We start from the raw sequence: 22,471 nt of genomic DNA, 5'->3' as shown, positions 1-22,471 counted from the left end.
TTAGAAAATAATTCAAGAATGCTCCTAATTAGGAGCATTTTTTGTAAGTTCGGAATTCGTTTTACAACAAACTAGATTATGAAAAAGATTGCATTAATAACATTGGTTTTAGGTTTTTTGAGTTTTAACGCTATAGCTCAGGAGATTAATTGGTTAACTTTAGATGAAGCACTTGCGCTTCAGAAAAAGACACCCAAAAAAATTATGATGGACGTGTATACCAATTGGTGTGGACCTTGTAAAATGTTAGATAAAAACACTTTTCAAAATAGCGATGTGGCCAATTATGTAAACAAAAATTACTACGCTGTAAAATTTAATGCAGAAGGTAATGATGTTGTACAATACAAAGGTAAAACGTTTAAAAACCCAAATTACGACCCTAAATTATCCAATCGAAGAAATTCGGTACATGATTTAACACGTTATTTACAAGTAGGCGCCTATCCAACCGTGGTGTTTTTCGATGAAAATTCAGAAATGATTGCGCCTATAAAAGGGTATCAAACTCCAGAACAAATCGAGTTGTATTTAAAACTGTTTCATCAAGACGATCATAAAGCCATTACAACCCAAGAACAGTTTAATGCATATTATGAAGCTTTTAAACCTGAATTTAAGAGCTAGTTTTTGTTCGTCTCATACTAACAGATAATGTAAAAACTAAGCTTCAAAATGCTTGGATATTTCAATGAAAGGGTGCTAAGCACAAATTAAAATATTAATATTTAATTATAAAAGCACCTTGTTTGTTGGTTTGATGAAAAGGCAGTTTTCTTTCTTTACAAATAGTTTCCCATTGGTTTATATACGATTTATAATTGCTGCCATCGGCAATTATGTATTTGGGTTTTAAGGAATCAATCAAACGGTTCAAATTAAGTTTTGGCGATTCACGAAGTAAAACATATTCAGGTTTTATAGACTTGATGTTGTAAATGCCTAAATGATCTACAATAAAAAGATACTTGTTGTTGATTTGATAAATGTTCCGAATGGAATCTTCTTCAATGGTTTCTAAATGATTTTCAACAACATAATTCTTAATAATGTTGTTGGTTGTAGCTGTTTCATTTTCAAAATTATGAGCTACACATATTTTATGATCTGTTTTATGTCCTAAGAGACTAAATCTGCTTTTATGAAACACAATAAATTCATCTGAAGAAGGATTTGCTTTATTGAAAATTAAGGCTGTTTGTATAATTAATACCGAAATTAAGAAGAATGTTAAGGTTTGAGGATTTCTTTTAGTTGAAAATTGATATATAGAAATAATCAGTAAATAGGACATCAAAAGATTTAATATACTGAATGAAATATCTTTAAATAGGAAGGTTTCTTGATGTGAAATCCATCCAATAAAAGCATTCATTACGCTGATGATACTGCCGTATAAATCAGCTAAAAATTGAGGTAATATATTTATAATACCCAGAATTATGATAATAATGCCTAAGCCTAATACGACTCCCAACAACGGAATAATAACTAAATTGGAAACGAAAAATAAGCTAGGAAACTGATGAAAATAATAAAGCGAAAGCGGAGCTATACCGATTTGGGCAGCAATAGTAACGGTAAGCGTATGCCAATAGATATCGAGGATTTTATTTTTAGGTTGCCATAATTTATACAAATGCGGGTCTATGGTAACAATAGAAAAAACTGCTAAATAACTGAGTTGAAAACCAACATCAAATAAAAATAGCGGTTTAAAAAGTAAAATAACAAACATGCTTATAGCAAGTGTGTTATATAGGTTTGTAGGTCTTTTTAAGTTAGCAGCTATGGTAATGATGCTAAACATGGTTACAGCTCGTGTAACCGAAGCCGATAAACCTGCTATTATGGCAAAACTCCACAGCAGGCCAACCAACAAAATAGTTTTAATAATTTTTCCATGTTTAAAATGTTCTAGTGGTTTTAGAAGATAGCTTAGAATCAATAATATAATTCCAATGTGCAAACCTGAAACGGCAAGAATATGAATGGCGCCAGCATTGGTGTAATGGGTATAAACAGTTTTACTAATATCTTGACGTTGCCCCAATAAAAGTGCATTTATAATGGCAAGCTGGTCGGGTTTAAAATGATAAGATTTGAGTTTTGTATTTATATGTTGGCGAATCTTATCGGCTAAACCCAATAAGGTTTTCGTATTCGATTCAACTTTTAATAGAGAGCTATTTTTCTCGAAAATTTGATGGTAAATGTATTGCTTCGCTAGGTAGTTTTTATAATCAAATTGATGCGGATTTAGAGGTGGTTTTAAATCTTTAAAAGGTGTTCGGCTAACTAATAAATCATCAACATGCAGTGGCGAAATTAAACTGTCTTTTTCAATATTTAATAAGGATTTCCCTTTGACTTTATTGCTGTCAATTTCTAAAATATCAACAACATATTTATCGTGATAAGTTCCTGGTTTTAAAACTTCTCGAACTCGAAATGTAATGGTGCTTAACGCCTTGTTATTTGAAGAGATGAAATATGAATAATGATTTTTAAAATTCTGTTGATTGTGAGCACTTGTAGTTAAAATTCCAATGCTAATCAGGGTTGCATAGGCGGTAAGTCCAAACCAAACTGTTTCTTTAAACTGTTTTTTGGCAAGGATTAAAAATAACAAGAGAAATGTTGAGCATAAGGCAGATAGACTTAAAGCTATATATAAAGAAATTTCAAAATAATAACTGAGAATAATCCCAAGAATTAAACAAACGGTTAATTTAATAACAGCAAAATTGAGTAGCTTCATAAGCTTGTAAGATATAAAAAATCTTACAAAACACGACGCGCTTCTTCAAAAGCATTTAACCAATAAGTTTCATTTAAATGCGAAATAATAACACCTCGACTTGTGGTGGCGTGAATAAATTCAATATCGTTGTTTCTAATAGCAACGATAAGACCTACGTGATTTATGGAGTTTCTTCGGTTTCCGGTTTTAAAAAATAATAAATCACCTATATGTACTTTCTTTAAGGCGACTTTACTGCCTTTTTTTGCGATGTCTCTAGAAATCCTAGGCAGTATAATATCGCTAGATCTAAAAGATTCGTAAACCAAACCAGAACAATCCATCCCAGATTTTGTGGTGCCTCCCCATTTGTAGCGCACACCTTCAAATTGTAGTGCATAGTCTATTATATTTTCGGCTTTACTTTTTGAAGATTTTTTTTCATCAGTAGGTAAAACATCATCAGACTTAATGTTGTAAGAATCGGTTGTTTCTGCTATTTTTTTAGTGTCGATTTGCTGTGAAGAGGCCGTTTTTTGTTTAGCTCGTTTGCTAGATTTACAACTGCTAAAACTTATAATTAGTGCTATGAGTATGATGCCTTTCTTCATGTAAAACTTAAGATTTAATACCATCATAAATTAATTGCGCTGTTTTTTTACTTGCTCCTTTTCCGCCTAAAACACGTTCTAATTCATAATAATCTAAAAATAATTTTTTACGAAAATCAGCATTTAAAATCTTATTAAGTTCTTCGGTTAGTCTTTTTTTATTGAAGTCGTTTTGAATTAATTCTGTAACCACTTCACGATCCATAACCAAGTTAACAAGCGAAATAAATTTTAAAGTTATAATGCGTTTTGCAATATGATACGAAATTGTACTGCCTTTATAGCAAACCACTTGCGGGACTTTAAACAACGCAGTTTCTAAAGTTGCTGTTCCAGAAGTGACTAAGGCAGCGTTAGAAATGCTTAATAAATCGTAAGTTTTATTGGCAATAAATTTAACATTTTCCGATTTAATAAATGATTTATAAAAATCGTATTCCTGACTGGGAGCTCCAGCAATTACAAATTGATGGTTTGGATAATTGTCAACCAAACTAAGCATTACGGAAAGCATTTTTTTAATTTCTTGTTTTCGGCTTCCAGGAAGTAAGGCGATAATAGGTTTGTCGCTAAGATTATTGGTTTTTCTAAATTCAAACTCGCTAATTTGCTCACGGTTTGCAATGGCATCAATTAAAGGATGTCCCACGAAAGTAACCTCGTAGTCGTATTTTTTGTAGAACTTTTTTACAAAAGGTAAAATAACAAACATGGCATCAATATCACGTTTTATAGCTTTAGTTCTGCTAGCTCGCGATGCCCAAACTTGTGGTGAAATGTAATAATTGGTTCTAAAGCCTTTTTGTTTGGCCCATTTGGCAATAGGAAGATTAAAACCTGAATTATCAATAAAAATAACAACATCTGGATTAAAAGCTTCAATATCACTTTTACAAAACGAAATGAGTTTGAAAATTTTATTGATGTTCAAAATCACTTCAGAAAACCCCATAAAAGCACGCTCTTTATAGTGTTTCACTAAAGTGCCTCCAGCAGCTTGCATAAGATCGCCACCCCAAAATCGGATCTCTGCATGTACGTCTACATTCAACAGTTCCTTTATAAGATTGGAGCCATGCAAATCGCCCGATGCTTCACCAGCTATAATGTAATATTTCATAAGGTTATATTAACTTTTTCAGAATAAAATACATGCAATCAATAGTATTTAATAGAGCTTAAAAAGAAAGGTAAAAACAGCAATAAATACGGTAATTAACAAAACACCACGTGCTTTGTAATCTTGTCGTTTTCTTATAAAAACAAAAAAAGCAATTAGGTTTAATATAGCCCCTAAGCTAATCAGTTTTCCAAGAAAACCCTCACGGGCAGCAGCTTTAATTACGGTTAAAAGATCATCGCCTTGTCCTAATAAAGTGGCGGTAAGAAATAAGCCTATGCCATTAGCTATTAAACCAACGAGCATGCCTATAAAAACGTCTTTTTTAATCATTTAATTTCCATGTGTTTAAGTCTTTAATAAAGTGGTGTGCCGTTAAATCAAATTGTGTTGGCACAATCGACACAAAGCCATTTTCAAGTGCCCATTCATCGGTGTCTTCTCCGCCGTCTAAATTAACAAATTTCCCAGTAAGCCAATAATAATCTTTGCCTTGTGGTGTTTTACGCTTGTCAAATTCTTCAACCCAATTGGCTTTGGCTTGTCTGCAAATTTTAATACCTTTTATGGCTTTTTCTGAAATATTTGGCAGATTTACATTAAGTACAACACCATTTGGGATGCCATTTTTTAAAACGTTTTCAGCTATGGTTTTAACATAAGTTCCGCAAGCTTCAAAATTTGCATTCCAACTGTAATCTAGTAGTGAAAATCCTATGGCAGGAATGCCTTCAATACCAGCTTCAATCGCAGCACTCATGGTTCCAGAATAAATAACGTTTATAGATGAGTTTGATCCGTGGTTAATGCCAGAAACACAAAGATCAGGCTTTCGGTCTAAAATTTCACGAATAGCAATTTTTACACAATCGGCAGGGGTTCCCGAGCAGGTGTATTCTTTTTGTGGCCCGTTGTCTATAAAAACTTCTTCAGCATATAAGGTGGAATTTAGGGTAATAGCATGTCCCATACCGCTTTGTGCGCTGTCTGGAGCTACTACGACTACCTCGCCAATCGTGTTCATTACAGAAATTAAAGTTCGAATTCCAGGTGCGCTAATGCCATCGTCATTAGTAACTAAAATTAGTGGTTTTTTTGTCATTTTGTCTTTTAAATAGCATTGCAAAAATACGGATTTTAGCTAGTTTAGACTTATTTTCTTCGGTTTAACAAAAAATTAGTCGCAATTCTAGATGTTGGCATAGTTTTTTCTTTATTTTAGTGAAAAATAAGCTGTGCCTTCTTTGAAAATCAAATATTATAAATGATGAAGAACATTATGAAAAGGAATTATAAAGTACTCTCACTTTTACTATTATTGGCTTTTGCCTCTTGTAGTTTTACCACTAAAAAGTTTAGTAATCCCGATAAAGACAAACTATTAATTCAAATAATAACCTTTGTATTAGAACAAGGTCATTTTGATCCGATTGCTATCGATAATACATTTTCTGAAAATTTATACAACCACTACATTAAAGCAGTCGACCCCGTGAAACGTTATTTTTACGATTCTGATATAAAGGATTTTGAAAAGTATAAATTCTTGTTAGATGAACAATTAAAAAATAACGAAATCACCTTTTTCGATGTGGTTCACGAACGTTTGTTAAAGCGAATTGCTGAAGGTGAAGAAATTTACAAAGAAGTGCTTTCAGAGCCTTTTGATTATACGATTGACGAATCTTACGAAACCGATTACGATAAAACAAATTTTGTGAAAAACAAAAAAGAGATGCGTGATCGTTGGAGAAAATTACTCAAGTTTTCAACCATTTCTAATTATGATGATTTGCTTAAACAGGAAGAATTAGCTAAGGAATTCGACCCTAAATACGAAATGAAAAGTTTAGAGCAAATTGAAAAAGATGCACGTGAATCTACTTTGAAATCTGTAGATATTCATTACCATGATAATATTGACGATTTAAAACGTGAAGATTATTTTGCGATGTATGTAAACAGTATTGTTGAGGAATACGATCCACATACTTATTATTTGGCGCCTAAAAATAAAGAAGATTTCGATCAGCGAATGTCTGGGAAATTAGAAGGTATTGGGGCTAGATTACAAAAAAGAATGGATTACATTAAAATTGTAGAATTAATTTCTGGTGGGCCTGCTTGGAGAAGTAAAAAACTAGATGTTGAAGATATTATTTTAAAAGTAAGACAAGAATATGAAGAGTATCCTATTAGTATCGTAGGTATGCGAATTAGCGATGCCATAAAATATATTAAAGGTCCAAAAGGCACGAAAGTCATTTTAACCATTAAAAAAGTTAACGGAACCATTAAAGATGTTGTAATTACAAGAGATGTGGTCGAGTTGGTTGAAACCTATGCAAAATCATCTGTTGTAGAAAAGGATGGTAAAAAGTTTGGTGTTATTAATTTGCCAGCTTTTTATGTAGATTTTAAAGATTATAAAAATGTAAATGCAGCCAAAGATGTTAAACGAGAAATCGAACATTTAAAAGAAGAAGGCATGGAAGGTTTGGTTTTAGATTTACGTAATAATGGCGGAGGGTCTTTACCAACAGTTGTCGATATGGCTGGGTTGTTTATTAAAGAGGGGCCAATTGTACAAGTGCGTTCTACGGGCGAGGCTAAAGAAATTTTAAAGGACCGTGATAAATCGATCACTTGGGATGGCCCGTTAGTAATTTTGGTTAATGAGATTTCAGCTTCAGCTTCCGAAATTATGGCTGCAGCCATGCAAGATTATAAACGCGCCATAATTATTGGCGGCAAACAAACTTATGGTAAAGGAACTGTTCAAAATGTAATTAATTTGAACAACATGTTAAGAAATAATACAAGTGGCGATTTAGGAGCATTAGCCCTTACAACACAGAAGTATTATAGAATTAATGGCGGTTCAGTGCAGTTAGAAGGTGTTAAAAGTGATGTAGAAGTGCCAGGGCGTTTTAGTTATATTGATGTAGGAGAAAAAGATAAAGAAAACCCTTTACCTTGGGATGAAATTGATGCAGCTCCATTTACACCATGGGAGAATAATTACGATTACGATACAACCGTTGCAAGAAGCAAAGAACGTATGAGCCATAATGAGCAATTAAGACTTATTGGTGAAAACGCTAAATGGGTAAAAAGTAAAATTGACGAAACAGTTTATTCTTTAAATTATAAAAAGTACGATGCAGAAAATGAGCGTAACGAAAGTGAAGCTTTAAAGTTTGAAGGCATTTCATATTATAAAACAAATTTAACTTTCGATTCAACAACTTACGAGAAGTCACTTTTCAAAAAAGATACCACCGATCTAAAGGAAAAAAGAGAGCGTTGGCACGAAAGCTTGAGTCAGGATGTTTATATTGATGAAGCGATAAACGTACTAGAAGATATGAAAATGGCTTATCCAGCAAAAAAAGTAGCCGCTACAAATGGTACATCAGTTCAAAAGTAGTTGCTGTAGATGAGTTCAAAATCTAAGTCACTAAAACAATTAGCGCTCCAAAAGTTTAAAAAGAACTTTTGGGGCGTATTTAGTTTGTGCTTTATTGTTTTGGTTGGGTTAATTTCTGTGTTTGCCTATGTTTTTGCACCAGACAATTCGCAGCATGCCAATCAAATGCATTTGGCAATTCATTCAAAACAACCCGGGTTTAAAGTAACGATGCTTACCATTCCTTCTCAATTAGAGGTGCAGCAAAGTGTGGTTGATAAAATTTTCTTCGGAAGAAAAAATACAGATACCGAAATTCCTATTTCAGAATATAAAATTGAAAATCAGGAATTAATTTATAAAGAATATGCCTCTAACGGTCTGGAAGGTGCCGAAAAAAGTGTGAAGCTGAATCGCTTTCCAAATAATGAGGTGTTAGAGTTTATTAAGGATAAAAAATTTCTTTTCGGAACAGATAAATACGGACGTGATTTGTTAAGTCGGGTTTTAGTAGGGGCACGTATTTCCTTTTTTATTGGTTTTGTTGCTGTATTTATTTCCTTAGTAATCGGTATTTTAATGGGGAGTTTGGCTGGTTATTTTAGCGGAAAAGTAGATACTGTAATCATGTGGTTTATTAATGTAACATGGTCTATACCTACCTTATTATTAGTTATCGCTATTACCTTAGCTTTAGGTAAGGGGTTTTGGCAAGTGTTTATTGCAGTAGGGTTAACCATGTGGGTTGAGGTGGCTAGAGTAGTACGTGGCCAAATAATTAGTGCCAAAGAAATGCAATATGTTACTGCTGCTAGAGCTTTAGGTTATAACGATTTTAGAATTATTACTAAGCATATTTTGCCGAATATTATGGCGCCCGTTATTGTAATTTCTGCAGCTAATTTTGCTGCAGCTATTTTAATAGAAAGTGGTTTAAGCTTTTTGGGTATTGGTGCACAATCGCCAATGGCAAGTTGGGGAGCAATGGTTAAAGATCACTACAATTATATTATACTAGGAAAACCTTATTTGGCTATTATTCCTGGACTTTGTATAATGAGTTTGGTGATGGCTTTTATGTTGATTGGAAATGCATTGCGTGATGCCTTGGATGTGAAGACGTAGCCTTAAATAGAATCCAAATCCATATTTGTATTTAAATTGTCTATATATTCTAGAACATCATCTTTCCCGGTTTCGTTACTTGATGAGGTTATAAAATAATTAGGCATGTCTTCCCAAAATTCTAATAGAATTTTTTTGTAATCTTCAACATGGTTTTCGATAGCCTTAGGTTTAAGTTTGTCGGCTTTTGTGAAAATAATTGAAAACGGAATGCTATTTTCTCCCAACCATTGCATAAATTCTAAATCTATAGGTTGTGGTGTATGGCGAATATCAACTAGAACAAAAGCGGTAACCAGTTGTTCTCTTAATCCGAAATATTGAGTGATAAATTTTTGAAATACTTTTTTAGAACTCTTAGAAACACGGGCATATCCATAACCTGGTAAATCTACCAAGTGCCAGTTTTTATTAATTAAAAAATGGTTGATAAGTTGTGTTTTACCTGGTCTTCCAGAGGTTTTAGCTAAGCTTTTTCGGCTAGTAAGCATGTTAATAAGTGATGACTTTCCAACATTACTTCGGCCAATAAAAGCGTATTCAGGAAGTCTGCTTTTGGGGCATTTAGCCACATCGGAATTACTCATTACAAATTCGGCAGACTTTATTTTCAAAACAGGTAATTTTTACGATTCCTTAGTAAGGAATTTTATTAATTTAAAATTTGGAGTATTTATTTAAAATCCTCTTTTTTCCAACCAAGCGTTCATGATTTGGTTAAACTCATCTGGATGCTCCATCATAGCAGCATGTCCACATTTGTCTATCCAAAACAACTCCGAATCAGGTAAAAGTTCATTAAATTCTACGGCAACTTCAGGAGGTGTAACAATATCATTTTTACCCCAGATAATACAGGTTGGAGTATTCATAACCGGTAAATCTTTAGCCATATTGTGTCTAATAGCACTTTTAGCAATGGCAACAGTTTTTATAAGTTTGTTACGGTCGTTTACGGTTTCGAAAACCTCGTCAACAATTTCCTTTGTCGCAACGGCTGGATCGTAGAAAACATCTTGAGCTTTCTTTTTAATGACTTCGTAATCACTACGTTTTGTATAACCACTGCCCATGGCGCTCTCGTAAAGGCCTGAACTTCCTGTTATGATTAGAGCTTTAACAGTTTGTGGGTACATTTTTGTATGGTACAAACCAATGTGTCCACCAAGCGAATTACCTAAAATTATAACCTTGTCATAGCCTTTAAACTCTATGAAATCATGCAAGAATTTTGCGAAATTTTTCACGTTGGTTTTAAGCAAAGACATGGAGTAGATGGGAAGTTCTGGAATAAGAACTTTATATCCTTTACCGCTGAAAAAATCTATAACAGCATCAAAGTTGCTTAAGCCTCCCATTAAACCATGTAATAAGATAATTGGGGTGCCCTCGCCAGCTTCGATATAGCTGTATTTATTTTCTTTTTTTAAATGATGCGTCATTAATCAAGTTGGTCTATCATTAAAACAAATATAGGTATTTCATTCATATTTACACCATAATTATTCTTTTCGAGAAATACTAATAGCTAAGGAATTGAAATAAACGGGGTTACCATGAAAATAAGATGTTAACAATCTTTAAGGTTGAAATAAAAAGTCTTTAATAAGTTGAATTATAGTGGTTGTGGGGATTCTGTTCTTTTTCATGTCGGATTAAAACGCTGTTTAATCGAAAATTTATTAACAATGTGGTATAATGTGGTAATATGTGGTATATTTTTCAATATATTTGAAAATTAAACGTTTAGATTTTTTAAAACTGCTTTGGACTTACTTACAGGGACATACGATTGTAAAGTTGATGCAAAAGGGCGATTAATGATGCCTGCTTCCATCAAAAAACAGCTGTCTGCAGTTTTGGAAGAAGGATTTGTATTACGTCGCTCTGTGTTTCAGAAGTGCTTGGAGCTTTATCCAATGGCTGAATGGCAAATGTTAATGCAGAAAATGAATAAGCTAAACAAGTTTAAAAAGAAGAATAATGATTTTATCAGACGGTTTACCGCTGGTGCAAAAATGGTTGAGGTCGATGTGAATGGGCGTTTGTTGATTCCTAAAGATTTAACTGTTTTTGCAAATATTTCAAAAAATATCGTGGTGGCTTCGGCAATCAATATTATTGAAATATGGGATAAGGATTTATATGAACAGGCTATTGATGATGCATCGGTTGATTTTGCTGATTTAGCTGAAGAAGTAATGGGACAAGACGATGAAGACTATGGAATATCATAATCCAGTACTGTTAAAAGAATCTGTCGATGGATTGAATGTAAAGCCTGATGGGGTTTACGTTGATGTGACTTTTGGTGGAGGCGGACATAGTAAAGAGATTTTGAGTAGGCTGAATGAAAACGGGAAGCTTTTTGCTTTCGATCAGGATGCTGATGCGCTTGAAAATGCGCTTAGTGATAGTCGGTTTACGCTTATTCATGAGAATTTCAGGTATATAAAACGCTTTTTGAGATTTCATGGCGTGAAAAAAGTAGACGGTATTTTGGCTGATTTTGGAGTTTCATCGCATCAATTTGATGTTGCTGAACGTGGTTTTTCAACGCGTTTTGAAGCTGATTTGGATATGCGAATGAATCAGAAAAACAAACTGTCGGCGTATCATGTTATTAATGATTATGATGAGTTGCAGCTAAAAAATGTGCTTGCGCAGTATGGTGAATTACGTGCAGCTCCTGCAATGGCGAAATTGATTGTTGAGTATAGAGAAACCGAGTCTATTGTAACAAGTGAGCAGTTAAAAAATGTATTAGCAAAGTTTTTGCCACCACGTCATGCTAATAAAGTGTTGGCGCAAATTTATCAAGCGATTCGAATTGAAGTGAATCAAGAAATAGAGGTTTTAAAAGAATTTTTGCAGCAAACCCCAGAATTATTAGATGATGGTGGTCGCTTAAGTTTTATCTCATATCATTCGCTTGAAGATCGCTTAGTAAAACGCTTCATAAGAAACGGATTGTTTGAAGGTGAGCCAGAGCGTGATATGTATGGCAATTTTGAAGTGCCGCTAAAAAAAGTAAACGGACTCATAGTGCCGTCAAAAGAAGAAATAAAATTAAATAATAGAGCTAGAAGTGCAAAACTAAGGTTGGCTGAAAAAAAATAGATGAAGAAAAGTGTTTCAAACATATTAAAAGGAACTTTTTTGGTGAGCGACGATTCGTTTAAGAATTGGCGCTTTATTCTGTTTATATCAGGGTTGGCTATTGTGATGATTGCAAGCTCGCACAGCGCCGATAAAAAGGTGTATGAAATCGCAAGATTAAAAAATGAAGTTAAAGAAATGCGTTCTCAGTTTGTAGATGGTCGCTCTAAACTCATGCGGCTTAAAATGGAATCGCATGTTGTAAATGTTATGCAGGAAATAGGGTTGTCGTCTTCGGTAACGCCCCCAAAAAAAATAAAAGTAATCGCAAAAAACTGATAAAATACCTTGGCAGAAAACGATAAAAACATATTAAACCGTTTGTATTTTATAGCAGGATGTATGTTCATCTTCGCTGTTGCTGTGGTGTTTAAATTGCTTACCATTCAATTTATTCAAGGCGACAAATACAAAGCGCTTGCTACGAAGCGTGTGGTTAAAAATGTGGTTATTCCTGCAAACAGGGGTAATGTATATTCTGTTAATGGCAACTTGTTAGCGACTTCCATTCCTAAATATGATATTCGTTTTGATGCGATAACTCCTTCGGCTAAAACATTCGAGAAATACGTGAGACCCTTATGTGATTCGCTTTCAAAATACACAGGGAAATCCGCTAGTCAATTAGAGAAACGATTACGACGTGCACGTGCCAATAAGAATAGGTATTATTTGTTGGCTAGAAATATTGGGTATTCTGATTATATCCGATTAAGAAATTTTCCAATGCTAGAATTAGGTGCTTATAAAGGAGGTTTAATTGTGGAGCAAACTACAAAGCGTGAACATCCGATGGGGGGTATTGCTGAAAGGACCATTGGTTATGAGCGTATTGATGAAAAAGGTAATGTAACACGACCAGGTATTGATGGGGCTTTTGGAATTCGGTACTTAAGAGGTGTAGATGGACAACGTAAAAAGCAACAAATTGGTAAAGGGCAATGGAAACCGTTAAGCGATGCGAACGAAATTGAGCCTAAAGATGGGTATGATGTGTATACCACCATCGATGTGAATATTCAAGATATTGCGCATCATGCGCTTTTAGAGCAGTTAGAAAAATATAAAGCCGATCATGGTTGTGTGGTGGTTATGGAAACCAAAACAGGAGAGATTAGAGCGATTTCAAATCTAGGTAGAAATTTAAATGGTCAATATTACGAGCGATTAAATTATGCTGTTGGCGAAAGTCATGAGTCTGGTTCTACCTTTAAATTAATGGCTCTAGCGGCAGCTTTTGAAGATAAAGTGGCCGATACAAGTGATGTGGTCGATACCGAAAAAGGTGTTTTAACTTTCTACGGAAAAAAAGTTCGTGATTCTAAACACGGTGGCTACGGAAAAATTACAGTTTCTAAAGCTTTTGAGGTGTCTTCAAACACGGGTATCGTAAAAGTAATTGATAGAGCATATAGCAAGAATCCTGAAAAGTTTGTGGATAGATTGTACAGTATGAGTCTTAATAAGAATTTAGACCTGCCAATTATTGGTGAGCCAGAACCTATTATTCCAGATCCAAGAATTAAAAATAAAAGATGGAGTGGTATTGCATTGCAATGGATGGCTTATGGTTATGGGGTATCGTTTACGCCGCTGCAAACCTTGACTTTTTATAATGCGGTAGCCAATAATGGTGTAATGGTAAAACCTCGATTTTTAAAAGAGGTTAAGGAGTTTGATAAGGTGGTGGAGTCTTTTGAGAGTAAGGTTGTTAACGAGCGTATTTGTTCAAAAGAAACTGTTGGAAAATTACAAACACTATTAAAAGATGTGGTTGAAAAGGAGCATGGTACAGGGCATCGTTTGTATTCTGAAAACTTTTCAATGGCAGGAAAAACAGGAACTTGTCAGAAGGATTATAAAAATAAAGAGAAGCTAAATTATATCTCCTCTTTTGCGGGTTATTTCCCTGCTGAAAATCCAAAATATTCATGTATCGTGGTAATTCATGAGCCAGATAAAGGTGTAGGCTATTATGGGGCAGATGTTTCGGGGCCAGTTTTTAAAAGTGTGGCTCAAAAAATATTTACCGATACACCAATTATAGACGAAGTAGAATCGCTTGGCGTAGAGTCGGTTGCTGTAGAGAAAGATTATGAAGCTTTTTATAAAACAGCACAAACCTATAAAACAATTATGCCAGATGTGGTTGGAATGCCTGTTATGGATGCTGTTGTTTTGTTAGAAAACATGCAGGTTGATGTTAAAGTGGAATTGGATGGAAGTGGTATTGTTAAAGGGCAATCTGTACATAAGGATACAAAATTAAAGAATAGTCAAACCGTAGTTTTAAAAGCCTCATGATTACTATAAAGGACATATTATATAAGGTTACTATAAACGCGGTTGTTGGCGACACGAGTTTACAAGTAAATGCTGTAAACTTCGATTCGCGTAACGTGAAAAAAGGGGATTTATTTGTGGCTGTAAAAGGGCTTTTGTCCGACGGGCATGAGTTTATCGATGTGGCTATTAAAAATGGTGCAAATAGTATTGTTTGTGAGGTGTTTCCGGAAAATCTAGAGGAAGGTGTAACCTATATTGAAGTCGATAATTCACATAAAGCTCTGGCAACTATAGCGTCTAATTATTACGGAAATCCTTCTGAAAATTTACGCCTAGTTGGAGTTACTGGAACCAACGGAAAAACCACAGTGGCGAGTTTACTGTATCAGTTGTTTAAAAAGGCAGGTTATAAAGTAGGCTTATTGTCAACCGTGAAAATAATGGTTGATAACACCGAGTATAAAGCAACGCATACCACGCCAGATTCATTAACCATCAATGCGTTTTTAACCAAGATGAACGATGAAGGCGTTGAGTTTTGTTTTATGGAAGTGAGTTCTCATGGTATCGATCAATACCGTACGGAAGGCTTGCATTTTGAAGGGGCAATTTTTACTAATATCACACACGATCATTTAGATTATCATAAAACATTTGCGATTTACAGAGATGTGAAAAAGAAGTTTTTTGATGATTTATCGCCAAAATCCTTTGCGATTGTTAATGCAGATGATAAAAACGGGCTTTTTATGTTGCAAAATACCAAAGCCAGAAAATATACTTATGCTTTAAAACAATACGCCGATTTTAAATGTCAGGTTTTAGAAAATCAGTTTAGTGGTTTATTGTTAAAAGTGAATGATAGTGAAGTTTGGACACGATTAATAGGGAGTTTTAACGCTTATAATGTTTTGGCTATTTACGCTACTGCGGAATTGTTAGGACTTGAAAAAGTTGAAATATTAAGATTGATAAGTGATTTGGAAAGTGTGAGTGGTCGTTTTCAGTATGTTATTTCCGAAGGGAAAATTACAGCAATTGTTGATTATGCGCATACGCCTGATGCTTTAAAAAATGTATTGGAAACTATTAACGGCATTCGAACTAAAAATGAAGCATTATTTACTGTTGTTGGTTGTGGTGGCGATCGCGATAAAACAAAAAGACCAGAAATGGGGCATATTGCTTCGGTTTTAAGTGATAAGGTAATTTTTACAAGTGATAATCCGCGAAGTGAAAAACCAGAAGCGATTTTAAATGATATTGAGGCAGGCGTTGAACCGCTAAACTTCAAAAAAACATTAACGATAGAGGACAGAAAGCAAGCCATTAAAACAGCTTGTCAGATGGCACAGCCTAACGATATTATTTTAATAGCCGGGAAAGGGCATGAAGATTATCAAGAAATTAAAGGAGTCAGAACTCATTTTAATGATTTGGAGACGGTAAAAGAATTATTAAAACAATTAGAAAAATAAAAGCGCCATTCATGCATTTTGAATCGCTTTAACACACAAAAAGATGTTGTATTATTTATTTGAATATTTAGAAAAGCAATTTCAGTTTCCTGGGGCCTCACTTTTTGGTTTTATAACCTTTAGGGCGGCATTGGCTATGATTTTGTCGCTGCTAATTTCAACTATTTATGGTAAAAGAATTATTCGTCTTTTACTAAAACAACAAGTTGGTGAAACCATTCGCGATTTAGGTCTTGAAGGGCAGCAAGAAAAGGCAGGAACACCAACAATGGGTGGAATCATCATTATTTTGGCGACTTTAATTCCTGTGTTGTTATTAGCTAAATTGGAGAATATTTACATCATTCTTCTAATTGTTACCACCATTTGGATGGGTGCTATCGGTTTTTTAGATGATTATAAAAAGAAATTTAAAAACGATAAAGAAGGCCTAAAAGGCAAATTCAAAGTGCTTGGGCAAGTTGGCTTGGGAATTATCGTGGGGACGACCTTGTATTTTCACCAAGATGTTACCATGAAGGAAAAAATTCATGTAGAACAGCGTAAAGAAATGTTGGCGCAAAATCCAGATACGCCTGCTTCAAAGTTTTTTAAAGCTGAAGAGAAATCAACAAAAACAACCATTCCATTTATAAAAGATAATGAGTTTGATTATGCAAAAGGACTTACATGGATTAGCCCGTCATTAGGGAAATACGCGTGGGTTATTTTTATCCTTGTGGTTATTTTTATAATTACTGCGGTTTCAAACGGAGCAAATTTAACCGATGGTATTGATGGTTTGGCAGCGGGAACTTCAGCAATAATCGTGCTTACTTTAGGAATTTTTGCCTGGGTTTCGGGTAACATCGTTTTCGCTGATTATTTGGACATCATGTACATTCCAAGGGTTGAAGAAATCACCATATATATTGCCGCTTTTGTAGGAGCTTTAATTGGGTTTTTATGGTACAATACCTATCCGGCGCAAGTTTTTATGGGGGATACAGGGAGTTTAACTATTGGCGGTATAATTGCGGTTATCGCTATTGCTGTTAGAAAAGAATGGCTAATTCCTGTATTGTGCGGAGTTTTTTTAGCGGAAAATTTATCGGTAGTCCTGCAAGTAAGTTGGTTTAAATACACGAAGAAAAAATATGGTGAAGGCCGACGTATTTTTAAAATGTCACCCTTGCATCATCATTATCAGAAAATAGGATATCACGAAAGTAAAATAGTAACACGTTTCTGGATTGTGGGCATATTGCTTGCCATTCTATCGATAGTAACGTTGAAAATTAGATAACAAATTTATCATTTTCACGAAAGTGTAAGTCTCATATAATGAAAAAGAGTAACGTAAAACAAGTGAATGATTCCTTACCCTTTGGGGAAGGATTTAGGATGGGGAGATTAGTCGTTTTAGGAGGCGGAGAAAGTGGTGTAGGAACAGCACTTTTAGCAAAGGCGAAAGGTTATGAGGTTTTTGTTTCCGATAAGGGAAAAATAAAAGAAAAGTACAAACAAGTTCTTATACATCATGAAATTGATTGGGAGGATGAAAATCATACAACATCTAAAATCCTGAATGCAGACTTAATAATGAAAAGTCCTGGAATTCCAGATAAAGTGGATTTGGTTAAGCAAATTCGCAAAGCAGGAATTACGGTAGTTTCAGAAATTGAATTTGCTTCAAAATTTACTAATGCCACCATTGTGGGAATTACTGGAAGTAACGGTAAAACAACCACGGCAACTTTAACGCATCATTTATTAAAAGATGAATTAAATGTGGGGTTGGCAGGAAATATTGGCGACAGTTTTGCAAAACAGGTTTTAGAGGAAGATTTCGATAATTATGTTTTAGAAATAAGCAGTTTTCAGTTGGATGATATTATTGATTTTAAACCAAAAATTGCAGTAATCACCAATATCACGCCAGACCATTTAGATCGATACGATTACAAATTTGAAAATTATATCGAATCTAAATTTAGAATAACCATGAATCAAACAAAAGATGATTATTTGATTTATGATGCCGATGATGAAGTGATTGTAAATCATTTAAAAAAGTATCCTGTTCAATCCATTTTATTGCCTTTTTCATTAGAAAAAACTATCGAAAACGGCGCGTATTTAGATCAAGAAAATATAATAATAACAATAAATAATAATCAGATAATTATGCCAACATCAAATCTTACTTTAGAAGGAAAGCACAATGTTAAAAACGCCATGGCTGCTTCTACTGTAGCGCATTTGCTAAAAATAAGAAAACAAACTATTCGTGAGAGTTTAGAGAATTTTCAAGGTGTAGAACATCGTTTAGAGCAGGTGCTTAAAATTAATAAAGTACAGTATATAAACGATTCTAAAGCTACAAATGTAAATGCAACCTATTATGCCTTAGAGAGTATGGGAGCACCAACCGTGTGGATTGTTGGTGGTGTAGATAAGGGTAATAATTATCAGGAGTTGTTTCCTTTTGTAAATGAAAAAGTAAAGGCAATTATTTGTTTGGGTGTTGATAATGAAAAGTTAATCAATACGTTTGGCAATATGGTTGATGCCATTGTTGAAACTCAATTTATGAGCGAAGCTGTTAAAATCGCCTATAAAATCGCCGAATCTGGAGATAATGTTTTGTTATCGCCTGCCTGTGCGAGTTTCGATTTATTTGAAAATTATGAAGACCGCGGACGTCAATTTAAAGACGCGGTAAGAAACCTATAATAAAAGAGCATAGTGCAAACCTTATTTAATAACATAAAAGGCGATCGGTTAATTTGGGCTATAGTAGCATTGCTGGCTATTTTGTCCTTTTTACCTGTGTACAGTGCTGCGAGTAACTTGGCTTACAAGGGAACTGGCAGTGGTACCTTCATCTTTTTTATTAAGCATTTTGTGCATTTAATTTTAGGTTTTACAATCATGTATGGGGTGCATAAAATTCCGTATAATTATTTTAAAGGCCTTTCAATATTCATGATTCCAGTTGTTTTATTGTTATTAGGAATTACGATGTTGCAAGGCACAACTATTGATGGTGCGAATGCAAGTAGATGGATTCAAATTCCTTTTGTGGGGATGTCTTTCCAGACATCAACATTAGCAAGTGTTGTGTTAATGGTTTATGTGGCAAGGTATTTATCGAAAATTCACGGTAAAAAAATCACTTTTAAAGAGTCTATTTTACCATTATGGATGCCTGTGTTTTTGGTGTTAATACTAATACTTCCTGCAAACTTTTCAACAACGGCAATCATTTTTACCATGGTAATAATGTTGGTGTTTTTAGGTGGGTATCCCATTCGATATTTGGCAGTAATTATAGGTTCTGGAATTTTAGTTTTAACGGTGTTTATATTAATAGCTAAAGCTTTCCCTGATGCTATGCCAAATCGTGTTGATACTTGGATGGGGCGTATTGAAAGTTTTTCAAACCCTGAAGATACAGAGGCCGATTATCAAATCGAAAAAGCAAAAATAGCAATTGCTTCGGGCGAAATTTGGGGCGTAGGGCCAGGAAAGAGTCTTCAAAAGAACTTCTTACCACAATCGTCATCAGATTTTATATTTGCCATCATTATTGAAGAATACGGCTTGTTAGGTGGTTTTGTGGTTATGACTTTGTACTTGTGGCTACTATTCAGAATTGTTATAGTAGCACAAAAATCAGAATCCGTTTTTGGGAAATTGGTTGTGTTAGGTGTGGGGCTTCCAATAGTGTTTCAGGCCATTATAAACATGGCGGTTGCTGTGGAGTTGTTTCCGGTAACAGGACAAACTTTACCCTTGCTAAGTAGTGGGGGGACTTCCATTTGGATGACTTGCTTGGCAGTAGGTATTATTTTAAGCGTGAGTGCTAAAAGGGAAGAAATAAAAGAAAAAGAAATTAGTGAGGATAATCCATTAGATGTTTTATCAGAAGCCATATAAAATGAGTAAGTATAAAATCATATTATCGGGAGGAGGAACTGGAGGACATATTTATCCTGCAGTTGCAATTGCGAACGAATTGAAATCAAGATATCCTGATGCAGAGTTTTTATTTGTTGGCGCGAAGGATAGAATGGAAATGGAAAAAGTGCCGCAATCGGGGTATGAAATAAAAGGTTTATGGATTTCAGGAATTCAGCGCAAGCAACTATATAAAAATATATTGTTTCCTTTTAAAATACTTAGTAGTCTTTTGGGGGCGCGAAAAATTATAAAATCGTTTAGACCGGATATTGCCATCGGAACAGGAGGTTTTGCAAGTGGACCATTATTGAAAATGGCAGAATTAAGTAAAATTCCAGTGCTAATTCAGGAGCAAAATTCGTATCCAGGCATTACCAATAAGTTATTGGCAAATAAGGCGAATAAAATTTGTGTGGCTTATGATGGTTTAGAACGTTTTTTTCCAAAAGATAAAATTGTAAAAACAGGAAATCCTGTTCGAAAAGGTTTGTTGGATATCGATGTTAAAACGGCTGAAGCCAAAGCGTTTTTCGAATTAAAAGAAGGTATGACTACCCTTTTAGTGATAGGTGGAAGTTTAGGAGCGAAGCGAATAAATGAATTAATAGAAAGTAAATTGGATTTTTTCGATACGCAAAAAGTTCAAATTATTTGGCAATGTGGCAAGTTGTATTACAAGAAATATAAAATTTATAACCACACGAATCATGTTCAGGTTCATGAATTTATAAATAATATGGATTTCGCTTATGCGGCTGCCGATGTGGTAATTTCTAGAGCAGGCGCTGGGTCGGTTTCAGAACTTTGTATTGTTGGGAAGCCTGTGATTTTTATTCCATCACCAAATGTTGCAGAAGATCATCAAACTAAAAACGCCATGGCGATTGTAGATAAAGATGCGGCATTAATTATTAAAGAAGAAGATTTAGACGCCGATTTTGAAAACAAGTTTTCATTGTTAGTGGCCTCGCCAGAAAGAAAAAAAGAATTAGGAGAAAATATAAAAAAATTAGCATTGGTAAATGCTACCAAAGAAATTGTTAACGAAGTAGAAAAACTTCTGATCTTCCCTAAGGGAAGAAACTAAAATAAAATGGTAGAAAAGAGAACTAACATATCGACCGCTAAAAAAGCCCTTGCTTCTGAGAAGGGATTGGAATGGGATAATGTGTATTTTATTGGTATCGGTGGCATCGGTATGAGTGCTATTGCGCGCTATTTTCACGCGAACCAAAAGCAGGTTGCTGGTTATGATAGAACACCAACCGAAATTACAAATACATTGGTTGATTTAGGTATTCAAATTCATTTTGAAGATGCTGTTGCACAAATACCTTCAGCGTTTTTAAATGCTGAAAAAACTTTGGTGGTTTATACGCCTGCGGTTCCTAAAGATCATGCGGAATTAAATTATTTCAAAAACAATGATTTTAATGTTGTTAAACGTTCGCAAATTTTAGGATTAATTACCGAACATACTTTTTGCTTGGCTGTTGCTGGAACACATGGTAAAACCACAACCACAAGTATTTTAGGACATTTATTAAATTCATGCCAAGTGCCATTAACGGCGTTTTTAGGTGGTATTAGTGAAAATTACAATTCCAATTTAATATTGAATGGTACTGAGGTTTCAGTGGTTGAAGCTGATGAGTTTGATCGTTCCTTTTTAACCTTATCTCCAGATATGGCTTGCATTACATCCATGGATGCCGATCATTTGGATATTTATGGTAATGCTGAAGAATTGATGAAAACATTCAAACAATTTTCAGAATGTTTAAAACCAAATGGGAAGTTGTTTATTAAAAACGGACTCCCATTGCAGGGGATAACTTATGGTGTTGAAGACGATTCAGATTACACCGTTCAGAATATAAAAATACAAAATGGCACTTATGTTTTCGATGTAAAAACACCGAAAACCGTCATTGAAAATTTAGAATTTAACCTACCAGGAAGACATAATTTGTCTAATGCATTAATAGCCTTGGCGATGGCTGTAGAATATGGTTGCTCCACCCAGCAGCTCGCCAAAGCTTTAGCATCTTATAAAGGTGTAAAGCGTAGATTTTCGTATCAAATTAAAACGGATGAATTTGTTTATATCGACGATTATGCACATCATCCATCAGAAATAAATGCGGTGCATCATGCAGTTCGAGAAATGTATCCAGATAAAAAAGTGATGGCTATTTTTCAGCCACATTTATTCAGTAGAACAAGAGATTTTATTGATGGTTTTGCCGAAAGTTTATCGCAGTTTGATGAACTGTTATTATTGGATATATATCCTGCAAGAGAGTTGCCTATTGGAGGCGTGACCTCAAGTTGGTTGCTTGATAAAATTGAGAATAACAATAAAAAATTAGTTAGCAAAGAAGCGCTACTAAACGAAATACATAAAAGCGATGCCCAAATTGTATTAACTATTGGTGCGGGCGATATTGGCGAACAAGTAAAACGAATTAAAAAAGAATTTAGCGTTGCGAATTAACTGGAATTACATAAAAATGGTGGCTTTATTTGGCTTGGTTATCTTTCTTTTTGCTTTTGCATCTGGAAGGAATAATGCGCGAATAATTTCCGAGCCGA

General features: G+C 34.5%; 20 protein-coding genes. 13 read left to right on the top strand and 7 right to left on the bottom strand.

Annotated elements, in window-relative coordinates:
* Positions 1–78 precede the first annotated feature (78 nt).
* Positions 79–627 carry a thioredoxin family protein gene (locus H6X70_RS13160; RefSeq protein WP_194768150.1) on the top strand — a complete coding sequence of 183 codons (549 nt, stop codon included), beginning with the start codon at positions 79–81 and terminating at the stop codon, positions 625–627.
* A gap of 94 nt (positions 628–721) precedes the next feature.
* Here the strand turns inward: H6X70_RS13160 and H6X70_RS13155 are convergent, their stop codons facing one another.
* From H6X70_RS13155 to surE, 5 genes are read right to left on the bottom strand one after another with little or no spacing between them, the layout of a single operon-like run.
* Entirely contained in the window at positions 722–2,761 is a 2,040-nt protein-coding gene (locus tag H6X70_RS13155; RefSeq protein WP_194768149.1) for a ComEC/Rec2 family competence protein, read from the bottom strand.
* A gap of 23 nt (positions 2,762–2,784) precedes the next feature.
* Positions 2,785–3,354, bottom strand: coding sequence for a C40 family peptidase (locus tag H6X70_RS13150; protein WP_194768148.1), 570 nt, complete (start codon positions 3,352–3,354; stop codon positions 2,785–2,787).
* A gap of 7 nt (positions 3,355–3,361) precedes the next feature.
* On the bottom strand, positions 3,362–4,474 hold the full coding sequence (gene lpxB / locus H6X70_RS13145) for a lipid-A-disaccharide synthase (protein ID WP_194768147.1): 1,113 nt from the start codon (positions 4,472–4,474) through the stop codon (positions 3,362–3,364).
* 48 nt (positions 4,475–4,522) lie between these two features.
* Positions 4,523–4,807 (bottom strand): hypothetical protein, encoded by a 285-nt coding sequence (locus H6X70_RS13140; RefSeq protein ID WP_194768146.1) that lies wholly within the window; start codon positions 4,805–4,807, stop codon positions 4,523–4,525.
* Entirely contained in the window at positions 4,800–5,576 is a 777-nt protein-coding gene (gene surE / locus H6X70_RS13135) for a 5'/3'-nucleotidase SurE (RefSeq protein WP_194768145.1), read from the bottom strand. The genes H6X70_RS13140 and surE overlap by 8 nt, the downstream gene beginning before the upstream one ends.
* Positions 5,577–5,753: 177 nt before the next feature.
* Between surE and H6X70_RS13130 the strand changes: the two genes are divergently transcribed.
* Positions 5,754–7,904, top strand: a complete 2,151-nt coding sequence (locus tag H6X70_RS13130) for a carboxy terminal-processing peptidase (protein WP_194768173.1) — start codon at positions 5,754–5,756, stop codon at positions 7,902–7,904.
* Between the two features lie 9 nt (positions 7,905–7,913).
* Positions 7,914–9,008 (top strand): ABC transporter permease, encoded by a 1,095-nt coding sequence (locus H6X70_RS13125; protein WP_194768144.1) that lies wholly within the window; start codon positions 7,914–7,916, stop codon positions 9,006–9,008.
* A gap of 2 nt (positions 9,009–9,010) precedes the next feature.
* On the opposite strand, the gene yihA is transcribed toward H6X70_RS13125, so the two are convergent.
* Together yihA and H6X70_RS13115 are read right to left on the bottom strand one after the other, a co-directional pair.
* A complete protein-coding gene (yihA, locus tag H6X70_RS13120) occupies positions 9,011–9,622 on the bottom strand; it encodes a ribosome biogenesis GTP-binding protein YihA/YsxC (RefSeq protein WP_194768143.1) in 612 nt (203 codons plus the stop codon).
* A gap of 63 nt (positions 9,623–9,685) precedes the next feature.
* Positions 9,686–10,450 carry an alpha/beta fold hydrolase gene (locus H6X70_RS13115; protein WP_194768142.1) on the bottom strand — a complete coding sequence of 255 codons (765 nt, stop codon included), beginning with the start codon at positions 10,448–10,450 and terminating at the stop codon, positions 9,686–9,688.
* Positions 10,451–10,774: 324 nt separating this feature from the next.
* Here H6X70_RS13115 and mraZ point away from each other — a divergent pair, with 324 nt between their 5' ends.
* The 10 genes from mraZ to murC all read left to right on the top strand — a co-directional run bounded on the left by mraZ (position 10,775) and on the right by murC (position 22,373).
* Positions 10,775–11,245: a division/cell wall cluster transcriptional repressor MraZ gene (gene mraZ / locus H6X70_RS13110; RefSeq protein ID WP_194768141.1), complete on the top strand. Its 471-nt coding sequence runs from the start codon at positions 10,775–10,777 to the stop codon at positions 11,243–11,245.
* The gene (rsmH, locus tag H6X70_RS13105; protein WP_194768140.1) at positions 11,232–12,128 is read left to right on the top strand and encodes a 16S rRNA (cytosine(1402)-N(4))-methyltransferase RsmH; all 897 of its coding nucleotides are present in this window, start codon (positions 11,232–11,234) and stop codon (positions 12,126–12,128) included. Before mraZ ends, rsmH begins: the two co-directional genes overlap by 14 nt.
* Entirely contained in the window at positions 12,129–12,446 is a 318-nt protein-coding gene (locus H6X70_RS13100; protein WP_194768139.1) for an FtsL-like putative cell division protein, read from the top strand. It begins immediately after the preceding gene.
* Positions 12,447–12,509: 63 nt separating this feature from the next.
* On the top strand, positions 12,510–14,471 hold the full coding sequence (locus H6X70_RS13095; RefSeq protein ID WP_194768172.1) for a penicillin-binding protein: 1,962 nt from the start codon (positions 12,510–12,512) through the stop codon (positions 14,469–14,471).
* Complete coding sequence (locus tag H6X70_RS13090) at positions 14,468–15,931, top strand: UDP-N-acetylmuramoyl-L-alanyl-D-glutamate--2,6-diaminopimelate ligase (protein ID WP_194768138.1); 1,464 nt, start codon at positions 14,468–14,470, stop codon at positions 15,929–15,931. The genes H6X70_RS13095 and H6X70_RS13090 overlap by 4 nt, the downstream gene beginning before the upstream one ends.
* Positions 15,932–15,974: 43 nt before the next feature.
* Positions 15,975–17,216, top strand: a complete 1,242-nt coding sequence (gene mraY / locus H6X70_RS13085) for a phospho-N-acetylmuramoyl-pentapeptide-transferase (RefSeq protein ID WP_194768137.1) — start codon at positions 15,975–15,977, stop codon at positions 17,214–17,216.
* Positions 17,217–17,314: 98 nt separating this feature from the next.
* A complete protein-coding gene (gene murD, locus H6X70_RS13080; protein ID WP_194768171.1) occupies positions 17,315–18,646 on the top strand; it encodes a UDP-N-acetylmuramoyl-L-alanine--D-glutamate ligase in 1,332 nt (443 codons plus the stop codon).
* A 12-nt stretch (positions 18,647–18,658) separates the two neighbouring features.
* The gene (locus H6X70_RS13075) at positions 18,659–19,852 is read left to right on the top strand and encodes an FtsW/RodA/SpoVE family cell cycle protein (protein WP_194768136.1); all 1,194 of its coding nucleotides are present in this window, start codon (positions 18,659–18,661) and stop codon (positions 19,850–19,852) included.
* 1 nt (position 19,853) lies between these two features.
* Entirely contained in the window at positions 19,854–20,963 is a 1,110-nt protein-coding gene (gene murG / locus H6X70_RS13070; RefSeq protein ID WP_194768135.1) for an undecaprenyldiphospho-muramoylpentapeptide beta-N-acetylglucosaminyltransferase, read from the top strand.
* Between the two features lie 6 nt (positions 20,964–20,969).
* Entirely contained in the window at positions 20,970–22,373 is a 1,404-nt protein-coding gene (gene murC / locus H6X70_RS13065; protein WP_194768134.1) for a UDP-N-acetylmuramate--L-alanine ligase, read from the top strand.
* Positions 22,374–22,471 lie beyond the last annotated feature (98 nt).

Origin of the sequence: Tamlana sp. I1 (genome assembly GCF_015355625.1) — a bacterium.
GTDB lineage: Bacteria > Bacteroidota > Bacteroidia > Flavobacteriales > Flavobacteriaceae > Pseudotamlana.
Note: the sequence above shows the minus strand (reverse complement) of the source record. Positions and strands in the feature narration are given on the sequence as shown.